This window comes from Mesobacillus selenatarsenatis SF-1, assembly GCF_000813125.1.
Taxonomy (GTDB): domain Bacteria; phylum Bacillota; class Bacilli; order Bacillales; family Cytobacillaceae; genus Mesobacillus; species Mesobacillus selenatarsenatis.
This window is the reverse complement of record NZ_BASE01000072.1, coordinates 22,034-40,266: the sequence shown is the minus strand read 5'-3', so window position 1 is coordinate 40,266 and position 18,233 is coordinate 22,034. Positions and strand designations below refer to the sequence as shown.

Here is an 18,233-nt window from a genome sequence, read left to right as displayed (position 1 = left end):
CTATTAGAATGTGTAAAAGATAATCCCGATCAATAAAAAAATTGCTCCTCCCCCTGCCAGCGTTCCTGCTCTCTTTCGCAGAAGCGCCTTAGGAGGATACATACCTGGCTTCTTTAACGCAAGGAGATGATGGACGGCCCCCACAAAGAAAGCAACGCTGATGAGAAATACCACACTTGTAAAAATCTTGACTCCCCTCCTCTCCTTCCTGAACATGACCTTACTATATTTTTATGCCTGTTAATTTAAGGCTATGAAGCTAATAACGTTTATTTGTGCGAGAATAGGAAATTAAATATAGAAGAAAAGAGGAATCGCGATTCATTTGGAGAACTTATACAGAAAAATCGATGAGGTGGTCAAAACATGAATGCGAAGAAAGTTTTATCAGGAATGGTTATAGGTGGTGTTGTAGCAGGAATTGCAACCCTGCTAGCAACTCCAAAATCAGGATATGAAACGAGAAGAAATCTTATAGCCAATAAAAATGAATACATTGGATCCATTAAGGATATAAAGGATTCCGCTGTTGAATTGAAAAATACAGTGTCCACTGCTTCAAAAGAAGGAAAAGAATCTATCCAAACATTTATCACCGATGTAAAGACGGCTATCTTTGAGTGGAAGCTTGAAACCGAAGAAAACAAGAAAGGTCTTCAGGAAGATGTAATGGAACTTGAAGATTCAATTAAAGACTTGGAAACTGAATTGGCGGCAGCTAATTCTAAAGAAAAATAATAATCAGGAACAATCCTTCCCCTTAAGTAAAATTTTTCCGGTGGGAAGGATTTTCTTTTTTTATCAAGAAAGATTTATTATGCAAATGGCGTTTTTGTTGTGACAATGAAAAAATTTCATAAAAAAACCCCTGACTTTAGATGGAATTTAACAAATTCAAAAAATTTTGTAAATTTATATCTTTATTAATTTTTGTTTTATTGGCATAATGAAAATAGAAACAATAAAGTAGGTGAATATGAGAATGGGAGATAAAAATTATTCTATGAAAGAAGCAATGATATTTAGCCAGAGAATTGCCCAGTTGAGTAAGGCCCTTTGGAAGTCTGTTGAGAAGGACTGGCAGCAATGGATCAAACCATTCGACCTGAATATCAATGAGCACCATATTTTATGGATTGCTTATCATTTGAATGGAGCTTCGATTTCAGATGTGGCAAAATTTGGTGTCATGCATGTTTCCACTGCTTTCAACTTTTCCAAAAAGCTTGAGGAACGTGGTTATTTGAAGTTTTCCAAGAAGGAAAGCGACAAGAGAAATACGTATATCCAGCTTACGGAAGAAGGCGAAGGTATATTGCTCGCTTTGATGGAAAACTATGAGCCAGATACTAATGCCGTTTTTTCAGGAGCCATGCCACTGAAGGAACTATATGGAAAGTTCCCGGACATCATTGAAATCATGGCAATTGTCCGTAATATTTATGGCGATGACTTTATGGAAATATTCGAGAAATCTTTTTCGAATATCGACAGCAAGTTTTCTGATGAAGACGGCACACTTAAAAAAATAGATCCAGCCGAAAAGGAGTATGCTTGATACTTTATGTATGATGCACTCCAACAATAGAGGAAGGATAACCCCTCGGAGCTACAAACTTGTCCACTTCCTCTGGCTGTAGTTTTTGGCTGGAGTCCAGCTGAAATCATCTTATAAAGCGGATGAATGAACATTAATCCCTCCGCTTTTTGTTCTTCCTATGGTTTGCTCATTCCCTCACATTCCAAAGCAAGCTTACAGTTTGGCAAATCTTGATTTCAGTTATCTTCCTTTCAACCCTCCTACACAAAATAACTAGCTATATGCCTTTATCAAATAACTATCTTTTTCTCAAAATATTTGTTATTGTATTTAAGATAAAAAGATTGCTAAGGAGGGATTCTTCGATGATCTCCATTTTATTCGTGTTTGTCCTATTTGCTGCTTTCATTCTTTTCTATATAAATAAGCTTACAGATTCCCTCTGCATCCAGAAGGAAATACCGGAAGACAAACATGCGAAAATATTCAGGACGATCAATATTTTAGTTACAATCTTGCTAATTTCATCTTTCGTTGAAATTTTGTATACGTGACGTGACTACATAGAAAAGCGGAAGCGCCTCGGTCAGCCCCGACAAGCGCTGGAGGACTTGACAGTGAAGTCGCTCTTTGACTTCATTGGCAAGGCCGAAGCGACTCGAGGGGTTAGGCGCTGGAGCTGGACATTTGTCGATGTGGAAATAATAAAATACCTATTACATAAATTAAGCGGCGAGGTCTCCCTCACCGCTTTTTATTTCCAGATTATTAAATTAGCCAAATGATAAGGGCATGCAGAAAGCATTGCCCCATCAGTGCTTACAGCCAAGAAGCACCGATAATGATTAACAGAATGAACAAGACAACGAGCAATGCAAAGCCGCCGCCATATCCATGTCCTCCTCCAGACATTGAGGTTCCTCCTTTCTGCTTTAGGAACTTGCCTTAACATCGTTGTTTAGAAGTATGGGGGCCAAATGTCCCCCATACTCTTTACTCAGAGATTAAAGCCAAGCTGCACCCACGATGATTAACAGAATGAATAACACGACAATTAACGCGAAGCCGCCGCCGTATCCTGCACCCATATTAACACCTCCTTCCAAAGTGGTTATGGTATCTTATTCAAGTAATGTCGTTTCCGCATAGGCAACTATCCCGCATTACTTGCATTTTGTTGATTACAGGTAAGCTGCACCTACAACGATCAGCAAGATGAACAGGACAACGATTAACGCAAAGCCTGAATTATAGTGGCCCATTATCAACTACCTCCTTTTTTTCTCTTCTATACATCCTATGCACCCTCGAACAAACGGTATAGATATTCGCCCAGCTCATTAAATACCCAATAATATCCATTACTTATTTTTTGTAGAAAAATGAAATTATGTTATAGTAGAGTTTGTGGATTAAAAACGGCCACTAGAATTTTCTGTTTAGGAGATGTTCACCATGAAAAAAATGATAATTTCCCTCACGGTTGCAGCCGGAGTTATGGGATTAGCCGCTTGCAGCAACGATAATGCCGATTCTTCAGAAGTAATCGTTGAGTCGAAAGCAGGCAACATTACCAAGGAAGAGCTTTATCAATCAATGAAGGAAAAGTATGGAGAGCAAGCACTTCAAGAATTGCTTTACCAAAAAGTTCTTGCGGAAAATTATGAAGTGACAGATAAAGAGGTTGAAGAAAAAGTGGCCGAGCTTAAGGAAGAGCTTGGAGAGAACTTCGAGCTAGTTCTTCAGCAAAACCAGCTTAAAGACGAAGAAGAATTAAAAGAAGTCCTTAAAGACCAGCTTCTTATGGAAAAAGCTGCACTTAAAGATGTAAAAGTCAGCGAAGATGAAATTAAGAAGCGTTACGAAGAGTACAAGCCTGAAATCAAAGCCAGTCACATCCTTGTAAAAGATGAAAAAACAGCACAGGAAGTAAAGAAAAAGCTTGAAGAAGGCGCAAAGTTTGAAGACCTTGCGAAAGAGTATTCTCAAGACCCTGGTTCAGCCGCACAAGGCGGAGACCTTGGATTCTTTGGCCCTGGAAAGATGGTTCCTGAATTCGAAGAGGCAGCTTATGCCCTTGAAGTAAATAAAATCAGCGATCCTGTACAATCACAGCACGGCTTCCACATCATCAAGGTGACTGAGAAGAAAGAAAAAGACTCTTACGAAAAAATGAAGGACGAACTTGAGTATGAGTTGAAACTTGCTCAGCTAGACTCTAACAAGATTCAAGAGGTTCTAAAGCGTGAGCTTGATGCTGCTAATGTAAAAATCAAGGATAAAGACCTTAAAGGCGCTGCTGAATTCCCAGAAGCAGAAGCACAAGCACAACCACAATAAGAAAAGCGGAAGCGCCTTGTCCAGACCCGACAAGCGCTGGAGGATCTGACAGTGAAGTCGTTCTTTGACTTCATTGGCAGGACCGAAGCGTCTCGAGGGGCTAGAAGCTGGACCTAGACAGTTGTCAAAGTTGATATTATATAAATTCTGATATTATAGTGAAAAAACACTGGCTCCATTTTATGGAGACCAGTGTTTTTTTATGCTTCCGCCGAATGATCACGCCGCTCTTTTTCCCGCTCAAGACGCTTCATATAAAGCTCGCCTTCACGTTCTATGCTTTCCATTTCTTCTTTTCGTTCTTCTTTCCCTGTTTTCACTGCCATGAAGGCACTGAATACGATCCCTGCTGCGACTGCTATTACCCAGATTGGAATTGACATTTTTTCATACCCTCCATTTAAAAGGTTGTCCAAATTGAACTCTTACAGTATTAATATGAGATTTAATCTTAAATATGCCTTAGGAGCTCCAAAAGATAATAAACAAAAAGACCCCCTCCATAGAATTGGAGTGAGGCCATTTTTGCTTTTACTTATGGAATACAGGCTTGTAAAAGGACCGGTTATCAAGCGCAAATACTCTTTCAGAGAACTCGCCTGGCTTAACCCTGGCAAGCGCGCGGTCTAGCATATTCATTTTTGCATCAAGATTATCGATGTAATGCAGAATTTCCGCCTCTTTGATCATTGGCGGTTTCGGGCTTCCCCACTCCGCTTTCCCGTGGTGGGACAATACCATATGCTGAAGAATGACTACTTCCTCGCCGCTGATTCCTAGTTCATCGGCTGCCTTGCCAATTTCATTGACCATGATGGATATATGTCCGAGCAAATTCCCTTCAACCGTGTAAGTTGTTGAAATAGGGCCGGATAGCTCAAAGACTTTTCCTAAATCATGGAGTATGACCCCAGCATACAAAAGATCCTTATCAAGGCTTGGATAAAGTGTTGCGATTGATTTCGCAAGGTCCAACATAGAGACAACGTGATACGCAAGTCCTGAAACGAATTCGTGATGGTTCTTTGTTGCCGCAGGATATTCCATAAATGCATTCATATGCTTTTTCAAAAGGTGTCTCGTGACCCTCTGGATATTAGGGTTTTTCATTTCAAAAATGTATTGGGTGAGCTTGCTGCTCATTTCATCCTGGCTGACAGGGGCTGTCTCAAGAAAATCAGATAGTTTAACAGAGTCAGCTGTCGAAGCTGGCCTGATTTGTCTGATCTTCAACTGGTTTCGTCCTCGGTAATTCTGGATATCTCCCTGGACTTTCACAATGCTTTCAGCACTGTAAGTACTTTCATCTTCCTCGGAAACATCCCAAAGCTTTGCTTCGATTTCCCCGCTTTGGTCCTGAAGGATGAGTGTCAAAAACGGTTTCCCATTACTGGCAATCCCTTTTGACGAATGCTTGATCAATAAAAACAATTCTACTTGGTCCCCTGTTTCGTGATTCAAAATTCCTTTATTCATAGTTAACCGCCCTCTCCTCTCTGCAACAGTATAACATACAGAGTCTATTGTCTCAGGTTCTACGAGCATGGCATTTTTAAACTATATTTGTACTTTTTTCTTGCAGATTGAGAATTTCATTTTCCGTAAAGTAGTCCAGCAGATGACGATGGCATGTAAAAATGAGAATCTGATTGTTGTTGCTCATTTCCCTAAGCAGCTTAATAATCCGGGCAGTCCTGTTATGATCAAAATTGACAAAACTGTCATCGATGATAATCGGGAATGGATAACGGTCATAATGTCCGGCTGCAAGTGCCAGCCTGATGGATACATAGACTTGTTCTGTAGTTGCCTGGCTTAGTTCATTCGCTTCAAATAACATATGATCATTTCTTTCAATCAGAAAACCGCTTCCTGAAAGTTGAGGAATGATTTTCACATAACTTCCATCAGTCAAAATCGACAGAAAGTTCTCAGCTTTGGCAAGCATTCTCGGTAAGCGCTCATCCTTATAACGGTCTATTGTCCTCGAAAGCAAATCCTTGGCAATCGCAAACTTTGCCCAATCCTTTGCATCTTCCGCAAACTCATGCTGAAGCTGCTTATATTTATGGAGCAATTCACTGTATATGCCGCCTTCTTCAAGTACCTTCATCTTATGCTTTACATCTGCGATTACATCAAACTGTGTGGTTAACTCCCTCTTGCACTTTTCTAGCCTCATTTCATTTTCCTCTATTTGTTCCCCAAGCGAAATTCCTGTTAGAATCTTATCTCGATCCTCATCGGTCAATCCAGATGCAAGCAGCTGATAATTTATATCCTCCTGCCTTGCACTCAAGTTTTTCACCAATGCAGCATCCTTCGCTTTCTGCCTGAATTCATCCTCATCTTCTGCTCTTGCCAGAGCGAGTAACCCTTCCTTTTCTTGACTGATCACTAATTCTTCCTTCTGAAGTGATGAATGTTCTTCTTCAACTTCCTCTAGTTTCACGGTCAATTCGTGATACCTCGACTTCTGGTCAATTGCTTCACGCAATGACCGCTTCAGCAGACTAGCTGCCTCCACCGGAGCAAGATTGCTATTATGAAGAAATCGTTCAGCAAGCATTTTCAGGCTATTTTCCATTTCCATTAAAGATTCAGTTATTTTCTTTAAGCTTTCTCTTATTCTCTTCCTCTCACGGAAGTATTGCTTCTGGGTATCGATTAATTGATAGGCATCCATCACTTTGATAGTGCCAGCAGTTTCCGTTAGACCAAATTGCTTCAGTAATTCTGCCCTTTTCCGCTTTATACCGGCTATATCTGCTTCCCATGCTTCAAATTGCTGGACAACTTTTTCAAAACGATCATGCTGCTGCTCGATTTTGATGAGCAGTTCACGATGGCGCAGTCTCGCCTCCTCGTCCCTGGCAAGCAGATTTTTGATTGTAAAAGCACTGCCTTCAGGCTGGCTGCCTAACGCATCTTTTAGCTCTCTTTCCCGCTCCAGCAACTTGGGTTGGATTTGGTCCTCCACTAGCATTTTCTCATTTGGCTTATAGCGCGCAGCCAACAAAAACACCAAACCTGCTATCCCGATTCCAGCTAGTAACCATGTGCCATTTGTGATTCCCCAAAGAAAGACAATGAGAAAAATACCTCCTAGAAGTAGTAGCTGATTATACTCTTTCTTTTGTTGCTTTTTTCTTCTGTTTTTTTCACTTTCTTCCCTGGATTCGGCCGCTTCAATCTGGTCTGCCACATATTTTAATTCGGACTGGATTCTATCTTTATTCTCCAGGAGATCCATTTCGTTCACTAATTGATTTCGCTTTCCTTCATCAAGAAGTTCACCTTTTGCACCTTCAGCCCTTGCCTCTAGTTCTGCTAGTGCCTTTTTCTCCTCTTCAAAGTCAGCCTCCAACTCCAGCTTTTTATCCTTTAATCTTTGCTCTGTCTGCTGGATGTTTTCGGCCTCTTCCTTAATAAAAATACTTGTGTTGATTTCGTGGATATTTTCTTCATTGAAGTCTGTATGAAGCTTGTCATTTAGCTGACTTATTTCTTCTGTTATTTCCACCAGTTTGGATTCAAGAAGTCTCTTTTCCTGCTTCAGTTGGTCATATAAAGGCAGATTCTCAATTCTGGCTTCAATTTCTGTTTCCATACCGAGCAATTCGGAATTTGGCCTGCTTTTCTCCAATTCTTTCAGGAGGTGTTCCTTCTTTTCTTTTAACCTTAATAATCTTCCCTGTATTACTTTAAGCTGCTCGTCCAATTTCTCAAAAAGGTTCAGACCATCTTCCGGAAAAAATCCCGGATCATGCTCACGGATTTTGCTCTCTATCGTTGCGGCTTCTATGACAAGCTTTTCATTTCGCTTGTACTCACGAAGCTTAAACCCTTTTTGCTCCAGCATTGCAATTTCGTTCTGTAACTGAGCAATTTTCTTGCTCAATCCATCTTTCGTACTCATCAGCTCCGAATATTTTTCGTTCTGCTGTTCTGCAATTTTCAATGAGGTTTGGACTTCCTTCAACTCTTTCAATTTCTCATTCAATAACGGCCTCTTCCCACTTGGCTTGAAACGCTGCTCCATTTCCTTTGTCAGGAAACTCTCCGTATTAAAGAGCTTATCTGTCCCAAGCGTTCCGGCAGAGAACAAGTACCTGCCAAGCTCTTCTCCCTTCATTGCATGGATATTTTGCAACCCATGGACGTTGAACGAATAAATAGACTGGAAAATGCTTTTATCCATTCTTTTCAAGAGATTCTTAAGTAACTCTTCTCCGCCAATCGTCCCGTCCTCAAGAGATACAGTCACATCACCGGTGGACTTGCCTTTCACTCTCTCAATGACAGCCACTCCACTGTCAGGAAAAAAAGCTTTTATTTTGCCGCCATACTTTGAATTATCCTTTGGCTCATAGCGGATTTCTGCACTTTGCTTAGCCGGAAAGCCGAACAGAATACTGTGGATGAATGACATGATGGTCGACTTCCCAGCTTCGTTTTCGCCATAGAAAATCTGCAATTGACCTACGGAGCCAATCACATAATTCTCGAGCTTGCCATAACCGTATACATGCAGTTCAATGAGTTTCATCATGCTGCCTCCTTTCATTAATTTTTCAGCAGCAGCTGAAGCAGAATCCTTTCGGCATCCTCAGCCAGCTGTTCTTTTTCACTTTCCGACAGCAGCCCTAAATGCCTTCTAGCCTGGCTGTGCTGGAATAATGGAGACAGTGAGTCTTTTATATCATCGTATTGCTCAATAGAATTGAATAACTCCTCATAAAAATCGCTTTGCTTAATCAATTCAGCTCGGTCGACAGCAATATTTTCAGTAAATTTGAGCCTGTGCACCCAGACAAAAGACTCCTCATCCTTTTCAGCTTCCTGCAGAAGTTCAAGGAGTTCACCACTGGCTACTTTTTCAATCACATCTGTCTGACCCGAATCCAGGTTGTCAATCCGGATATCCAGCAGGACCCCTTTTCCTTCCCTTCTTTTCCCATCAATGACGGCCAGGCATTTTTCATAAGTCGCATTGAAGCTTAACGAATCCTTCGCGTCAATAACTGTTTCATCCCATATCACATCAGCTGTTTCAATAAATGAAACCTCAGATCCCGCTTCTGTCAACTTAACAATATACGCTCCTTTCTCGCCGAGTTCCTTCCTGTTTCGTCCCTGGGGATTGCCAGGATAGGCAACATATGGCTGCTGTGATAAAAACTCCCTCTTATGAATGTGGCCAAGTGCCCAATAATCATAGTCTTTATCAATAAGCTCAGATAACCTGAAAGGCGCGTATTTCCCATGATCACTCACTCCCTCAAAATGGCCATGAAGCAAACCAACGTGAAAATCCGCACCTTCAATCTTTTTATACTTCTCAATCCATCGCTCCATTACATGCCGCTCAGGATAGCTGAAACCGTACAAATGGACAAGAGTGCCATCATGTTTCCTAAAATTAGCCTTTTCCACCTGATCTGAGAAAATGTGAACATTATCCGGAAAATCAATCGTCACAGTTTTTGCGCCAAGATAGTCATGGTTTCCGTGAATACCATATACCTTAATGCCTTTGTCAGCGAGCCTCCCCATTTCATTGCGAAGAAAGGCCTGAGCCCGTATGCTCCTGTCCTCAGCATCGTATAGATCACCTGCAATGACGACAAAATCAACTTCATGTTTGATCGCAGCATCCGTGAGATTTTTCAAGGCTGTAAAAGTACTCTCCTGCAACCTGTTAAAAATTGCTTTTGGCAGATGCCTCAGGCCAACCATCGGACTATCAAGATGAAGGTCGGCAGTATGTAAAAATTTCACCTGTTTCATTTGGTTATTCCTTTCCCGCCCTATTTTCTTTTATTTTAACATGTTCAAAATACGAATGCACGTTCTGTCATCTAATCAAAAAAATCTGCAGTTCTCATCTGAACTGCAGTTCCACTTTATCCGAGATACATGGTTTCTACCACTGTTTCCCGAACTTTTCCTTCTGTCTTGCAGACATGATAAGCTTTTGCTTTGGGTCTTGAGCTTAATGCCTTAACTAATTCCTCATCGATATAGTGCAATGCAGCTCCATCATCAGCGGCAAATCCGCCTGAAATCCTGCCTGAACCAATAAATTTCTTATAAGCAGGACGCCGATCCTCTTCGCCATCATAATGCGGACAGTTGCTGCCTTTTAGGAACCCGAGTGTTTTCAGCGATTCAAGTCCGCTGCCATAAGAATCTGTTACACCTTCCTCAAACCAACAGATTGAGCCTGCGCTTACTCCAGCCATGATCTTGCCCTGCTGCCAGGCTTTTCTCAGAATAATATCCAGTCCCCATTCCTTCCAAAGAGCCATCAGGTTCTTTGTATTGCCTCCGCCTACATAAATAATATCCTTATCCATAACATAGGCTTCCAGGTCCCTTGTCGGCGGACAGAATAACGAAAGGTGTGAAGAGATGCAATCATGACTTTCAAAAGCTTTATAGAATCTCGTAATATAGTTGTCAGCATCCCCGCTGGCAGTCGGCACAAAGCAAACCTTGGGTCTCTGCTTTTCCGATTGCCCAAGGATATATAAATCCAACAGCGGATTCTCCGGTTCCATTGAAAAACCCCCGCCGCCCATCGCAATAATCTGGCGCAACCTAAACACGCTCCTTCTATTGAATAGTAATCTTTGAGACTGAAATTCTGGGTGACATTCCATCTCGGGTACATGTTTGCTTTTTATGTGAACGTAATCCTGCTTCTTTGCTCTATCTCGGGCACATGCAAGGTAATCATTTATAAATATTCCACTAAACTTACCGAAATCCCTGTAAAAAACCGCAATCCGAGGATTGCGGCTTTTAACCATTACTCTTTTTTCGTTAACTGCAGTGCTTTCTTGATATCCTTGAATGAATTAGACTTTCCGTACATCAGGACTCCACCTCGGTAGACTCTGGCACCAAATATAGCCAAGAAGGCAATTGTAGCAACAAGGATCCCGATTGATAAGGCGATTTCCCAGAAAGGAATGTTCAGCATTCCTACACGCAGGAACATCAACATCGGAGAGAAAAACGGAATAAAGGATGTATATTTTACAAATGGCGCTTCTGGCTGACCAAGCCCGAACATCGCCATCATGAAACCAGCGACAACAAGCATCGTCATTGGTGTAATCATTTGCTGGACATCTTCAATCCTGCTGACGAGTGAGCCAAGGAAGGCAGCCATAGTCGCGTACAGGAAGTAGCCTAAAATGAAGAAAATTACTGCATATGCTATTGTGCTGCCTGCGATATTCCCAAAACCGAAGAACTCGAAAAATCCGCCTTCCATATTATCGAGATTCTGTTTGACCGAGAAGTACCCGACAAGCAAGAGAACGGCGAGCTGAGTCAAGCTTAATAGCCCAATTCCAATAATCTTCGCAAACATTTGCTTGATAGGGGATACACTGGATATCATGATTTCCATTACTCTTGAAGATTTTTCAGTCGCGACTTCCATAGCGATCATGTTGGCGTACATGATGACCGCAAAATAAATGATGAAAAGAAGAACATAAACCAATCCTCTTGCCTGATTCAGTTCCTCTTCCGTCTTGGCATCTTCTTCAAGAGCAGATTTCTCGAATTCAACTGGAGCATAAAGTTTTTCCAATTGATCTGGAGCGATATTGATTTGAGTGGATGCCATCGCCGTCTTAATCTGCTGTAATGCTGCCTGCAGGTCTCCAGGAATAGCAGAATCAGCAATGCTCATCGCTTTGTAGGAAGCTGCCGGAAGCTCTTCATCGTTCAAGCTTAATTGAAGTAATCCTTTATAATTTCCTTCCTCGACTGCTTTCCTGGCACTGTCTTCATTTCCATCATACTTTTCCAGGACAAGTTCTTCGTTGATCATCTTCATTTGCTCATTCAGCGGCTCAAAAAGTTGGCCTGTCTCGTCAATGACAGCGATCTTATCTGCCTCTTCACCTTTATTGAAAAAGTCGATGATGTTGGACATATTTGTGAGCGCTAGCATAATTACTACCGTCAGGATTGTTGTAACTAAGAAGGATTTTGTTTTCAACTTGCTCATGTATGTATGGATTAGGATGATAAAAAAATTATTCATATGAATCACCCACCTTTTCAATGAAAATATCATTTAGACTTGGCTCTTCAAGAACAAACTTGCGAATAAACCCTTTGCCAACGATATCTTTCATGATGTCCTCGGCAACCTGCTCACCCGAGATTTGCAAATGGATTCCCTCTGCCGTCATTTTTGCTTTTGTCACGCCAGGATACTCCTTTAGAAATGAAGTATCAAAATCCGCATGGATGACGAGATTCTTTTTACCAAAAGATCGTTTGATTTCTCTCAGTGCCCCATGTACTACTGGACTTCCCTTGTGCATGATGCAAATATGCTCACACATTTCTTCCACATGCTCCATTCGGTGGCTCGCAAATACGATTGTTGTTCCCGCATTTTTGAGTTCGATAACAGCTTCCTTTAATTGTTCCACATTCACCGGATCAAGTCCGCTGAAAGGTTCATCAAGGATTAGCAGTCTTGGCTTATGTATGACGGCGGCAATAAACTGGATTTTTTGCTGGTTACCCTTTGAAAGCTCTTCCACTTTTTTATCCGCATACTCTGGCACCTTGAAGCGATTAAGCCAGTAATCAAGCTCCTTGAGGGCGGCCTGTTTTTGCATTCCTCTTAACCTTGCAAGATAGACGATTTGCTCGCGAACTTTAAGTTTTGGGTAAAGTCCCCTTTCCTCAGGCAGGTAACCGATGATGCTGCTCGTTTCATAATTTATTGGCTTTCCATCCCACATGATCCTTCCATCTGAGACATCAAGGAGACCAAGGATCATCCGGAAGGTCGTTGTCTTCCCGGCGCCATTTGCACCAAGGAATCCGAACATTTCTTTTTCTGGTATATTGAGTGAAAGCTGATTCACTGCTGTGAAATTGCCGAATCTTTTTGTAACTCGTTCAAGTTGTAAGACCATATACATTCTCCTCCTTTTCCAATAAATTACTACGAATTTTATAGGGAAATAGTTTCATATTTTAAATATATTTTTTATTTTGCATATTTAAAAAAGTTATGCAAAAATAATAGTAACAGTCTGAATTTTACAAGAAAAGCGGAAGCGCCTTGGTTAGCCCTGACAAGCTCTGCCCGCCTAAAACGCCACACCGTGTGGCTGGCGGGTATGCACGTCCTGTGCCTCAGAGGGCCGACCGGTGAAGTCGCTCTTTGACTTCATTGGGCGGACCGAAATCGAAAAGTGTAGCCGACTGCTCAGAAACGCAGAAACTGGAGACTCCGACAAAGAAGCGCTTTTTGCTTCTGCCGGCGGAGTTGAAGTTTCGGAGTTTCTAGGAGGCGACACTAGACAATTCGAAAAGCGGAGGCGACTTCCCAACTCCGACAAGCGCTGGAGGGCCTGACAGTGAAGTCGCTCTTTGACTTCATTGGCAGGACGAAGCGTCTCGAGGAGTTAGGAGCCGCAGCTAGACAAACGACTCGAAGGGCTAGGCGCTGAAGCTGGACAGTTCTCGAAGTTAATTATTTACTTATTAATCTTTATAAAAAGGGGAAGTTGTGATGGATACTTACAAACTAACAGCCTTTGAACCAAATGGGGAAAAACTGATCGACGAATCTTTCCAAGCCGGCAATGATGATGAGGCAAAGGAAATCGGGGCAAGAATGCTTGATGAAAAAAACCTCAGCGACAAGACTCACCGCTGTACATCACCTAGAGGAAAATTAGTTCTTTTCCACCCATAAGAAAAAGCAAAGAGGTCACTCCTCTTTGCTTTTTTGTTTATTTACCTTTGAATTGCGGCTTCCTCTTTTCAAGGAAAGCATTAATGCCCTCCTGGTGGTCCTCTGTTTGGCGCATCTTAAATTGTCCGTATTTTTCCAATTCAAGAATTTTCAATAGATTAGGCCTGTTTTTCTCAGCTAGGATTTTCTTTGTTTTTATCATAGCCTGAACCGGTTTATTCAGCCATTCTTGTAGCTTTCCTTCAATTGCTTCTGCAAAATCTCCCGCTGGTACCTCGTCGATAAGTCCCAGTGTCAGGGCTTCATTGGCAGAAAGCGTCTTGCCTTCCCAGATCAGTTGCTTCGCCTTCGTTTCTCCAAGGCGCTCCTCCATGAAGAAGTGGCCTCCTCCATCTGGAATCAAGCCGATGCCAATGAAATTCATCGCAATCTTGCTTGATGGCTCAGCGATTATGTAATCTGTCGCAAGCGCAAGGCTGAATCCCAGGCCTGCCGCAGCACCTGTAATCGCTGAGATTGTTACCTTTGGCATGCTGTACAGAGTCACGATCATATCGTGAATATCATCCATCACATGGTAGAAATCGCTTTCATTTGTATTGGAAAGCATCGTTTTGATATCACCCCCGGCAGAGAAGGCCCGCCCAGCTCCTTTAATTACAACGATATCAACCTCATCAGACTTGCAGATTTCCTTCAGGTTCATCGTGATTCCCTTAATCATTTCCACATCAAGGGCATTCAGTGCTTCAGGCCTGTTCAACTCGAGAACGGCAACACGTCCATTAATGCTCAATTTTACAGTGTTCGTTGAAAATTCAATCGCCACAATTCATCCCCTCCATTTATCCTTATACTTTTATTATATAGGGAGATGTTATATTTAAAAACCTTTTTCTTACTATTTAGATTTTTTAAAGAATGGACGATTTTTGATTTGGATAATTGCATGTTTTTTCCACTTCGCGGAATTATGATGGCTTTTCGCGGAATTACTTGTCCTTTTCGCGGAATTAGAAGCTGTTTTCGCGGAAATGCTGGCCATTTTCGCGGAATCACAAGTTTTTAGCAGGAAATTGCTGGCCCTTTTTTGAGGAATAAAACTTATTTCACAGCGAAAAGCTCCCGAAATGAATCTTCGGGAGCTTATTAACATTAAATTGTCGCTTTTTTAAACAAAGAATCAAGGATTTCTATTTTTTTATTGGCGTATTCCTCAAAGCTGTCGTTATATGACTTTGGATCCTTTGGATTCGAAAATTGCGTGATGACACCTGTTTCGGGATTGATGAACTTACTTGATGCTCCGCATCCTAGGCCAATGATGGTTTGCTGCTCTTCCATGATGATGATATTGTACAGGCTCTCCTGCTCTGGGAAAGCGTAACCAACATTCTCTAGGTTTCCTAGAATATTCTTCTGCCTGTACAGATAATACGGAACATAGTCATGTTCCTTCGTCCATGATTCAGCCATGTTCATCATTTTTTCTATTTCATCGCGGCCAGCGACCTTGTATTTCTGTTTATTCCTTGTCATTTCTGACGCTCTTTTAAATGAAAGTGTATGGACCGTCAAAGATTCCGGCATTAGTTTTTTCGTTTCTGCAAGGGTATGAGCAAACTCCTTCGCCCCTTCACCTGGAAGACCGATAATCAAATCCATGTTTATGTTGTTCATACCCATCTCGCGGGCCAGATGGAATTTTTCAATCGTTTCTTCCACTGTATGGTGGCGGCCGATTGCCTTCAAGGTTTCCTGGATATATGATTGCGGATTGATACTGATCCGGTCGATGTTCCACTTTTTCAGCACTTCAAGTTTTTCAGGTGAAATCGTATCCGGCCGGCCGGCTTCGACGGTCACTTCCCTGATATTCTCAACATCCGGGAAGGACTGCTGAACCTCTTCATACAGCATATCCATTTCTTCAGCGGTAATCGAGGTCGGTGTTCCGCCTCCATAGTAAACCGTTGTAATCTTGATATCATTCTTCTTAAGCCAGTCACCGATTTGGCGGATTTCGTAGTGAAGGCCGCCAAGGAAAGAATCCACCGACCCCTGTCGGCCGTTGATAGCATAAGCCGGAAATGTGCAGTATGCACACTTCGTCGGGCAAAATGGAATGCCAATATAAATGCTGACCCCATTTTTTAAATCATACAGGTCAGGCATAACAGCCAGCTGGCGGTCGACGATTTGCTGCATTAACTGTATTTTTTCATCTGATATCAAATATTGTTCCTTCAGCTCTTTATGGGCATCCTCCTGTTTCATTCCTTCACGGAGCTTTTTATGCAAAAGCTTAGTAGGACGGACTCCGGTCAGTATGCCCCACTTCTGGATCATTCCTGTCCAGTCCTGAAGCACTTTTAAATAGGCCCTGGAAATGACGGTCTTAAGCAGTTTAAATTCTTCCTTTTCGCTCAAGCCAGCTGGAATTTCTTTGTTGGCTTTTGCTGTAAAACTCTCGCCATTGGCCACCAAAGCTGCTTTTACAAAAAACTCCCCGTCGGCATTTTGAACATCGAAATCAATTACCGCATCAACTTCCTGATCTGTCCCGCTTAATCTGACTTCTGATTCTTCAAAGAATAAATTAGCGATTAACCCTAAAGGACGCTGTAATCTGTCATCTTGTATTCCATTTATATTAATTCTCATGAGATTCACCTTTTTCAATTAAACATGCTTCAATAAGTGTAATAGAAGTATGATTCAAAGGTCAAGACAGTGCAAAAGCTGCCAGTTTTCGGTGTAAGTCGGATTGAGTATCATAGACTCCCGGTTTATTTTACTTAAAAACCTCACATATTCCTGAATCCAGCACTTATATTCCTAAAAAGTTTCATATTTTCCTTAAACACCCTGAGATACTCTCTAAATCCACAATATATTTCCAAACACAACAAAGCATGCCTGCAATCCTTCCAGGCATGCTTCTATTCTACATTTTTATTATATTCATTTTCTTCAGGAATTCAATTGGCTGCTGCTTGCGGAAATGTTCCTTGACCATATAGCTGACACCGTGCTGGTTGTTCGATCGGGTTACCCAATCCGAAGCCTTTTTTACTTCTACTGAAGCATTCCCCATGGAGACGCCAAGTCCGCAGGCTTCGATCATTTCAATGTCATCATGCCCATCGCCAATTGCGACCATTTCTTTCAACTGTATGCCAAGGTGTTCACCTAACTGGATCAGACCATTCAGTTTTGATACACCCTCAGGCATGATATCCATCCTGTAATCATTCAGTTTGGACAGGGACACTTCTGAGAACATCCCATTTATCGCCTGCTGCGCATCCTTCAAATCTTCTTCGTACTCGAAATAGACTTCGATTTTAGGAGGAGAGACTGGCTCATTGACCAGGGTTTCACTGATAGAATCCGTGAATTGCTGTGAGTAAAAAATCGGATCGCCTGATGTGAACACGGTTTTCGCCAGCAGGTTATGGTTTAATTTATACTTATTTGCCAGTGAAAACTTTTCATGTACAAGCCGGATTTGGCACGGAAAGCTTTCCAGGAATCTGACGAGTTGGAAGGTTACATCCTCTGGAATCCGTTTTTCAAAAACTGGGTCACTGCGAAGGTCATTGGAAATATAGGATCCAAGGTGAGTTATAAGCAATGAATTTATTTTCAGCGCTTTAGCCACTTTTTTGGCAGATGGAAAGCTTCTTGAAGTTACTAGAGTCACGTAAACCCCTTTTTGCTGAACGTACTCAATCGCATCCCTCGTGGATTTATGGAGCCTTCCATTTGATTGGAGAATCGTGCCATCCACATTAAGCGCAAGAAGACGGTAAATCATATTTATGCCCCCATTTCTTCGGTGTTTTTGTCCTTATTTAACTTGTATGATAGAAAGCGAGAGAATAGAACATGGGCAGGATTTTGATTTAGCTTCCCAGGGGGATCCAGTCGTCAGGGTAAATACTGGCAGTGTATTTTATACCAAAAAGAGTCATAGATGACGGACAGTTTTTTCTCTTTTCCGCTGATTTGTGTCCGTCATGGCCTTGATACGCAAATTCCCCTCTTTTCCGAACAACAAAAAAACTCCCGCACATCGGCGGGAGTTCTGTCATTCTATTATTGCTGCTGGTTCGGATTTCCGTAAAGCTCTTCAAGAGGCTTCATGATTACCTGATTAAGTTCGCCAATAACCATGCTCATTCTTTGCTCTGCTTCCATCAGCTTTGAGATTAACTCATGCTGCTGAACAAGTGCGACTGTCTTTTGCGCCTGCTCTACTTCTTCCTGGGTAATTTCCTGCCCAGTCATTTGCTTTTCCTGAAGCTGCATCTGGATATTGCGGAAGCTTTCAAACATTCTTTTTGCTGATTCATCGCTGTTTACAGCATCATAAAGTTTTTTTAATTCTGTGTATTCCGCACTGTTCCTGATTGCTTTTTCCAATTCGTAGGCTGAATCGTAAAGATTTACTGCCATTCAAATCACTCCTTCTACGTTAAACGCTCCACACCACTATAACAAACTATGTTGCTGAATGCCAAAAGTTCGGGTTATGCACAATCCAACTCCTATTATGAAATCACCAATAACAACTACTATTCATAGGATGCAATATGTGTG

General features: G+C 41.8%; 22 protein-coding genes. 7 read left to right on the top strand and 15 right to left on the bottom strand.

All coding sequences use genetic code 11. The features are described 5' to 3' along the window. Positions 1 to 3: 3 nt before the first annotated feature. Positions 4 to 216: a membrane protein YhzF gene (gene yhzF / locus TY49_RS25650; RefSeq protein ID WP_041966729.1), complete on the bottom strand. Its 213-nt coding sequence runs from the start codon at positions 214 to 216 to the stop codon at positions 4 to 6. A 150-nt stretch (positions 217 to 366) separates the two neighbouring features. Here yhzF and TY49_RS15065 point away from each other — a divergent pair, with 150 nt between their 5' ends. The 4 genes from TY49_RS15065 to TY49_RS24720 all read left to right on the top strand — a co-directional run bounded on the left by TY49_RS15065 (position 367) and on the right by TY49_RS24720 (position 2,325). Beyond that, the gene (locus tag TY49_RS15065) at positions 367 to 738 is read left to right on the top strand and encodes a YtxH domain-containing protein (protein ID WP_041966728.1); all 372 of its coding nucleotides are present in this window, start codon (positions 367 to 369) and stop codon (positions 736 to 738) included. 244 nt (positions 739 to 982) lie between these two features. Further along, positions 983 to 1,558, top strand: coding sequence for an HTH-type transcriptional regulator Hpr (locus tag TY49_RS15060; RefSeq protein ID WP_041966727.1), 576 nt, complete (start codon positions 983 to 985; stop codon positions 1,556 to 1,558). A gap of 347 nt (positions 1,559 to 1,905) precedes the next feature. Beyond that, the gene (locus TY49_RS15055) at positions 1,906 to 2,094 is read left to right on the top strand and encodes a hypothetical protein (protein ID WP_214705013.1); all 189 of its coding nucleotides are present in this window, start codon (positions 1,906 to 1,908) and stop codon (positions 2,092 to 2,094) included. 63 nt (positions 2,095 to 2,157) lie between these two features. Further along, positions 2,158 to 2,325, top strand: a complete 168-nt coding sequence (locus tag TY49_RS24720) for a hypothetical protein (protein ID WP_156972698.1) — start codon at positions 2,158 to 2,160, stop codon at positions 2,323 to 2,325. A gap of 34 nt (positions 2,326 to 2,359) precedes the next feature. Here TY49_RS24720 and TY49_RS15050 read toward each other — a convergent pair whose 3' ends face one another. The 3 genes from TY49_RS15050 to TY49_RS24305 all read right to left on the bottom strand — a co-directional run bounded on the left by TY49_RS15050 (position 2,360) and on the right by TY49_RS24305 (position 2,802). Then, positions 2,360 to 2,452 (bottom strand): YjcZ family sporulation protein, encoded by a 93-nt coding sequence (locus TY49_RS15050; RefSeq protein WP_023615405.1) that lies wholly within the window; start codon positions 2,450 to 2,452, stop codon positions 2,360 to 2,362. A gap of 92 nt (positions 2,453 to 2,544) precedes the next feature. Next, positions 2,545 to 2,628, bottom strand: a complete 84-nt coding sequence (locus tag TY49_RS24310) for a YjcZ family sporulation protein (protein ID WP_064503397.1) — start codon at positions 2,626 to 2,628, stop codon at positions 2,545 to 2,547. A gap of 93 nt (positions 2,629 to 2,721) precedes the next feature. Then, positions 2,722 to 2,802 (bottom strand): YjcZ family sporulation protein, encoded by an 81-nt coding sequence (locus TY49_RS24305; RefSeq protein ID WP_023615406.1) that lies wholly within the window; start codon positions 2,800 to 2,802, stop codon positions 2,722 to 2,724. A 193-nt stretch (positions 2,803 to 2,995) separates the two neighbouring features. On the opposite strand from TY49_RS24305, the gene TY49_RS15040 reads away from it, so the two are divergent. Then, complete coding sequence (locus TY49_RS15040) at positions 2,996 to 3,880, top strand: peptidylprolyl isomerase (RefSeq protein ID WP_041966726.1); 885 nt, start codon at positions 2,996 to 2,998, stop codon at positions 3,878 to 3,880. A 200-nt stretch (positions 3,881 to 4,080) separates the two neighbouring features. On the opposite strand, the gene TY49_RS15035 is transcribed toward TY49_RS15040, so the two are convergent. The 7 genes from TY49_RS15035 to TY49_RS15005 all read right to left on the bottom strand — a co-directional run bounded on the left by TY49_RS15035 (position 4,081) and on the right by TY49_RS15005 (position 12,840). Next, complete coding sequence (locus tag TY49_RS15035) at positions 4,081 to 4,263, bottom strand: sporulation YhaL family protein (protein WP_041966725.1); 183 nt, start codon at positions 4,261 to 4,263, stop codon at positions 4,081 to 4,083. Between the two features lie 148 nt (positions 4,264 to 4,411). Then, the gene (gene yhaM, locus TY49_RS15030) at positions 4,412 to 5,356 is read right to left on the bottom strand and encodes a 3'-5' exoribonuclease YhaM (protein WP_041966724.1); all 945 of its coding nucleotides are present in this window, start codon (positions 5,354 to 5,356) and stop codon (positions 4,412 to 4,414) included. A 76-nt stretch (positions 5,357 to 5,432) separates the two neighbouring features. After that, positions 5,433 to 8,432: an ATP-binding protein gene (locus tag TY49_RS15025; RefSeq protein ID WP_198135628.1), complete on the bottom strand. Its 3,000-nt coding sequence runs from the start codon at positions 8,430 to 8,432 to the stop codon at positions 5,433 to 5,435. Between the two features lie 14 nt (positions 8,433 to 8,446). Continuing rightward, the gene (locus TY49_RS15020) at positions 8,447 to 9,670 is read right to left on the bottom strand and encodes a metallophosphoesterase family protein (RefSeq protein ID WP_041966722.1); all 1,224 of its coding nucleotides are present in this window, start codon (positions 9,668 to 9,670) and stop codon (positions 8,447 to 8,449) included. A gap of 116 nt (positions 9,671 to 9,786) precedes the next feature. Continuing rightward, positions 9,787 to 10,482 (bottom strand): Type 1 glutamine amidotransferase-like domain-containing protein, encoded by a 696-nt coding sequence (locus tag TY49_RS15015; protein ID WP_041966721.1) that lies wholly within the window; start codon positions 10,480 to 10,482, stop codon positions 9,787 to 9,789. Positions 10,483 to 10,694: 212 nt separating this feature from the next. After that, on the bottom strand, positions 10,695 to 11,948 hold the full coding sequence (locus TY49_RS15010) for an ABC transporter permease (protein WP_041966720.1): 1,254 nt from the start codon (positions 11,946 to 11,948) through the stop codon (positions 10,695 to 10,697). After that, a complete protein-coding gene (locus TY49_RS15005; RefSeq protein ID WP_041966719.1) occupies positions 11,941 to 12,840 on the bottom strand; it encodes an ABC transporter ATP-binding protein in 900 nt (299 codons plus the stop codon). The genes TY49_RS15010 and TY49_RS15005 overlap by 8 nt, the downstream gene beginning before the upstream one ends. Positions 12,841 to 13,078: 238 nt before the next feature. Here TY49_RS15005 and TY49_RS15000 point away from each other — a divergent pair, with 238 nt between their 5' ends. Both TY49_RS15000 and TY49_RS14995 read left to right on the top strand, forming a co-directional pair. Further along, positions 13,079 to 13,285 (top strand): hypothetical protein, encoded by a 207-nt coding sequence (locus TY49_RS15000; protein ID WP_041966718.1) that lies wholly within the window; start codon positions 13,079 to 13,081, stop codon positions 13,283 to 13,285. A gap of 157 nt (positions 13,286 to 13,442) precedes the next feature. Then, positions 13,443 to 13,628: a YhzD family protein gene (locus TY49_RS14995; RefSeq protein ID WP_041966717.1), complete on the top strand. Its 186-nt coding sequence runs from the start codon at positions 13,443 to 13,445 to the stop codon at positions 13,626 to 13,628. A gap of 37 nt (positions 13,629 to 13,665) precedes the next feature. Here the strand turns inward: TY49_RS14995 and TY49_RS14990 are convergent, their stop codons facing one another. The 4 genes from TY49_RS14990 to TY49_RS14970 form a co-directional block, all read right to left on the bottom strand. Then, positions 13,666 to 14,457, bottom strand: coding sequence for an enoyl-CoA hydratase (locus TY49_RS14990; protein WP_041966716.1), 792 nt, complete (start codon positions 14,455 to 14,457; stop codon positions 13,666 to 13,668). Positions 14,458 to 14,783: 326 nt separating this feature from the next. Continuing rightward, on the bottom strand, positions 14,784 to 16,292 hold the full coding sequence (locus TY49_RS14980; RefSeq protein ID WP_041966714.1) for a coproporphyrinogen III oxidase: 1,509 nt from the start codon (positions 16,290 to 16,292) through the stop codon (positions 14,784 to 14,786). A 283-nt stretch (positions 16,293 to 16,575) separates the two neighbouring features. Then, positions 16,576 to 17,448, bottom strand: coding sequence for a Cof-type HAD-IIB family hydrolase (locus TY49_RS14975; protein WP_041966713.1), 873 nt, complete (start codon positions 17,446 to 17,448; stop codon positions 16,576 to 16,578). A gap of 281 nt (positions 17,449 to 17,729) precedes the next feature. Further along, the gene (locus TY49_RS14970) at positions 17,730 to 18,089 is read right to left on the bottom strand and encodes a YlbF/YmcA family competence regulator (protein WP_041966712.1); all 360 of its coding nucleotides are present in this window, start codon (positions 18,087 to 18,089) and stop codon (positions 17,730 to 17,732) included. Between the last annotated feature and the right edge of the window lie 144 nt (positions 18,090 to 18,233).

Coding starts and splice junctions, on each gene's coding strand:
- TY49_RS15065 (WP_041966728.1), top strand. CDS start 367: ATGAATGCGAAGAAAGTTTTATCAGGAATGGTTATAGGTGGTGTTGTA.
- TY49_RS24310 (WP_064503397.1), bottom strand. CDS start 2,628: ATGGGTGCAGGATACGGCGGCGGCTTCGCGTTAATTGTCGTGTTATTC.
- TY49_RS15060 (WP_041966727.1), top strand. CDS start 983: ATGGGAGATAAAAATTATTCTATGAAAGAAGCAATGATATTTAGCCAG.
- yhaM (WP_041966724.1), bottom strand. CDS start 5,356: ATGAATAAAGGAATTTTGAATCACGAAACAGGGGACCAAGTAGAATTG.
- TY49_RS15040 (WP_041966726.1), top strand. CDS start 2,996: ATGAAAAAAATGATAATTTCCCTCACGGTTGCAGCCGGAGTTATGGGA.
- yhzF (WP_041966729.1), bottom strand. CDS start 216: ATGTTCAGGAAGGAGAGGAGGGGAGTCAAGATTTTTACAAGTGTGGTA.
- TY49_RS14970 (WP_041966712.1), bottom strand. CDS start 18,089: ATGGCAGTAAATCTTTACGATTCAGCCTACGAATTGGAAAAAGCAATC.
- TY49_RS15010 (WP_041966720.1), bottom strand. CDS start 11,948: ATGAATAATTTTTTTATCATCCTAATCCATACATACATGAGCAAGTTG.
- TY49_RS15035 (WP_041966725.1), bottom strand. CDS start 4,263: ATGTCAATTCCAATCTGGGTAATAGCAGTCGCAGCAGGGATCGTATTC.
- TY49_RS14975 (WP_041966713.1), bottom strand. CDS start 17,448: ATGATTTACCGTCTTCTTGCGCTTAATGTGGATGGCACGATTCTCCAA.
- TY49_RS15025 (WP_198135628.1), bottom strand. CDS start 8,432: ATGATGAAACTCATTGAACTGCATGTATACGGTTATGGCAAGCTCGAG.
- TY49_RS14995 (WP_041966717.1), top strand. CDS start 13,443: ATGGATACTTACAAACTAACAGCCTTTGAACCAAATGGGGAAAAACTG.
- TY49_RS15050 (WP_023615405.1), bottom strand. CDS start 2,452: ATGTCTGGAGGAGGACATGGATATGGCGGCGGCTTTGCATTGCTCGTT.
- TY49_RS15020 (WP_041966722.1), bottom strand. CDS start 9,670: ATGAAACAGGTGAAATTTTTACATACTGCCGACCTTCATCTTGATAGT.
- TY49_RS24305 (WP_023615406.1), bottom strand. CDS start 2,802: ATGGGCCACTATAATTCAGGCTTTGCGTTAATCGTTGTCCTGTTCATC.
- TY49_RS14980 (WP_041966714.1), bottom strand. CDS start 16,292: ATGAGAATTAATATAAATGGAATACAAGATGACAGATTACAGCGTCCT.
- TY49_RS15005 (WP_041966719.1), bottom strand. CDS start 12,840: ATGGTCTTACAACTTGAACGAGTTACAAAAAGATTCGGCAATTTCACA.
- TY49_RS15055 (WP_214705013.1), top strand. CDS start 1,906: ATGATCTCCATTTTATTCGTGTTTGTCCTATTTGCTGCTTTCATTCTT.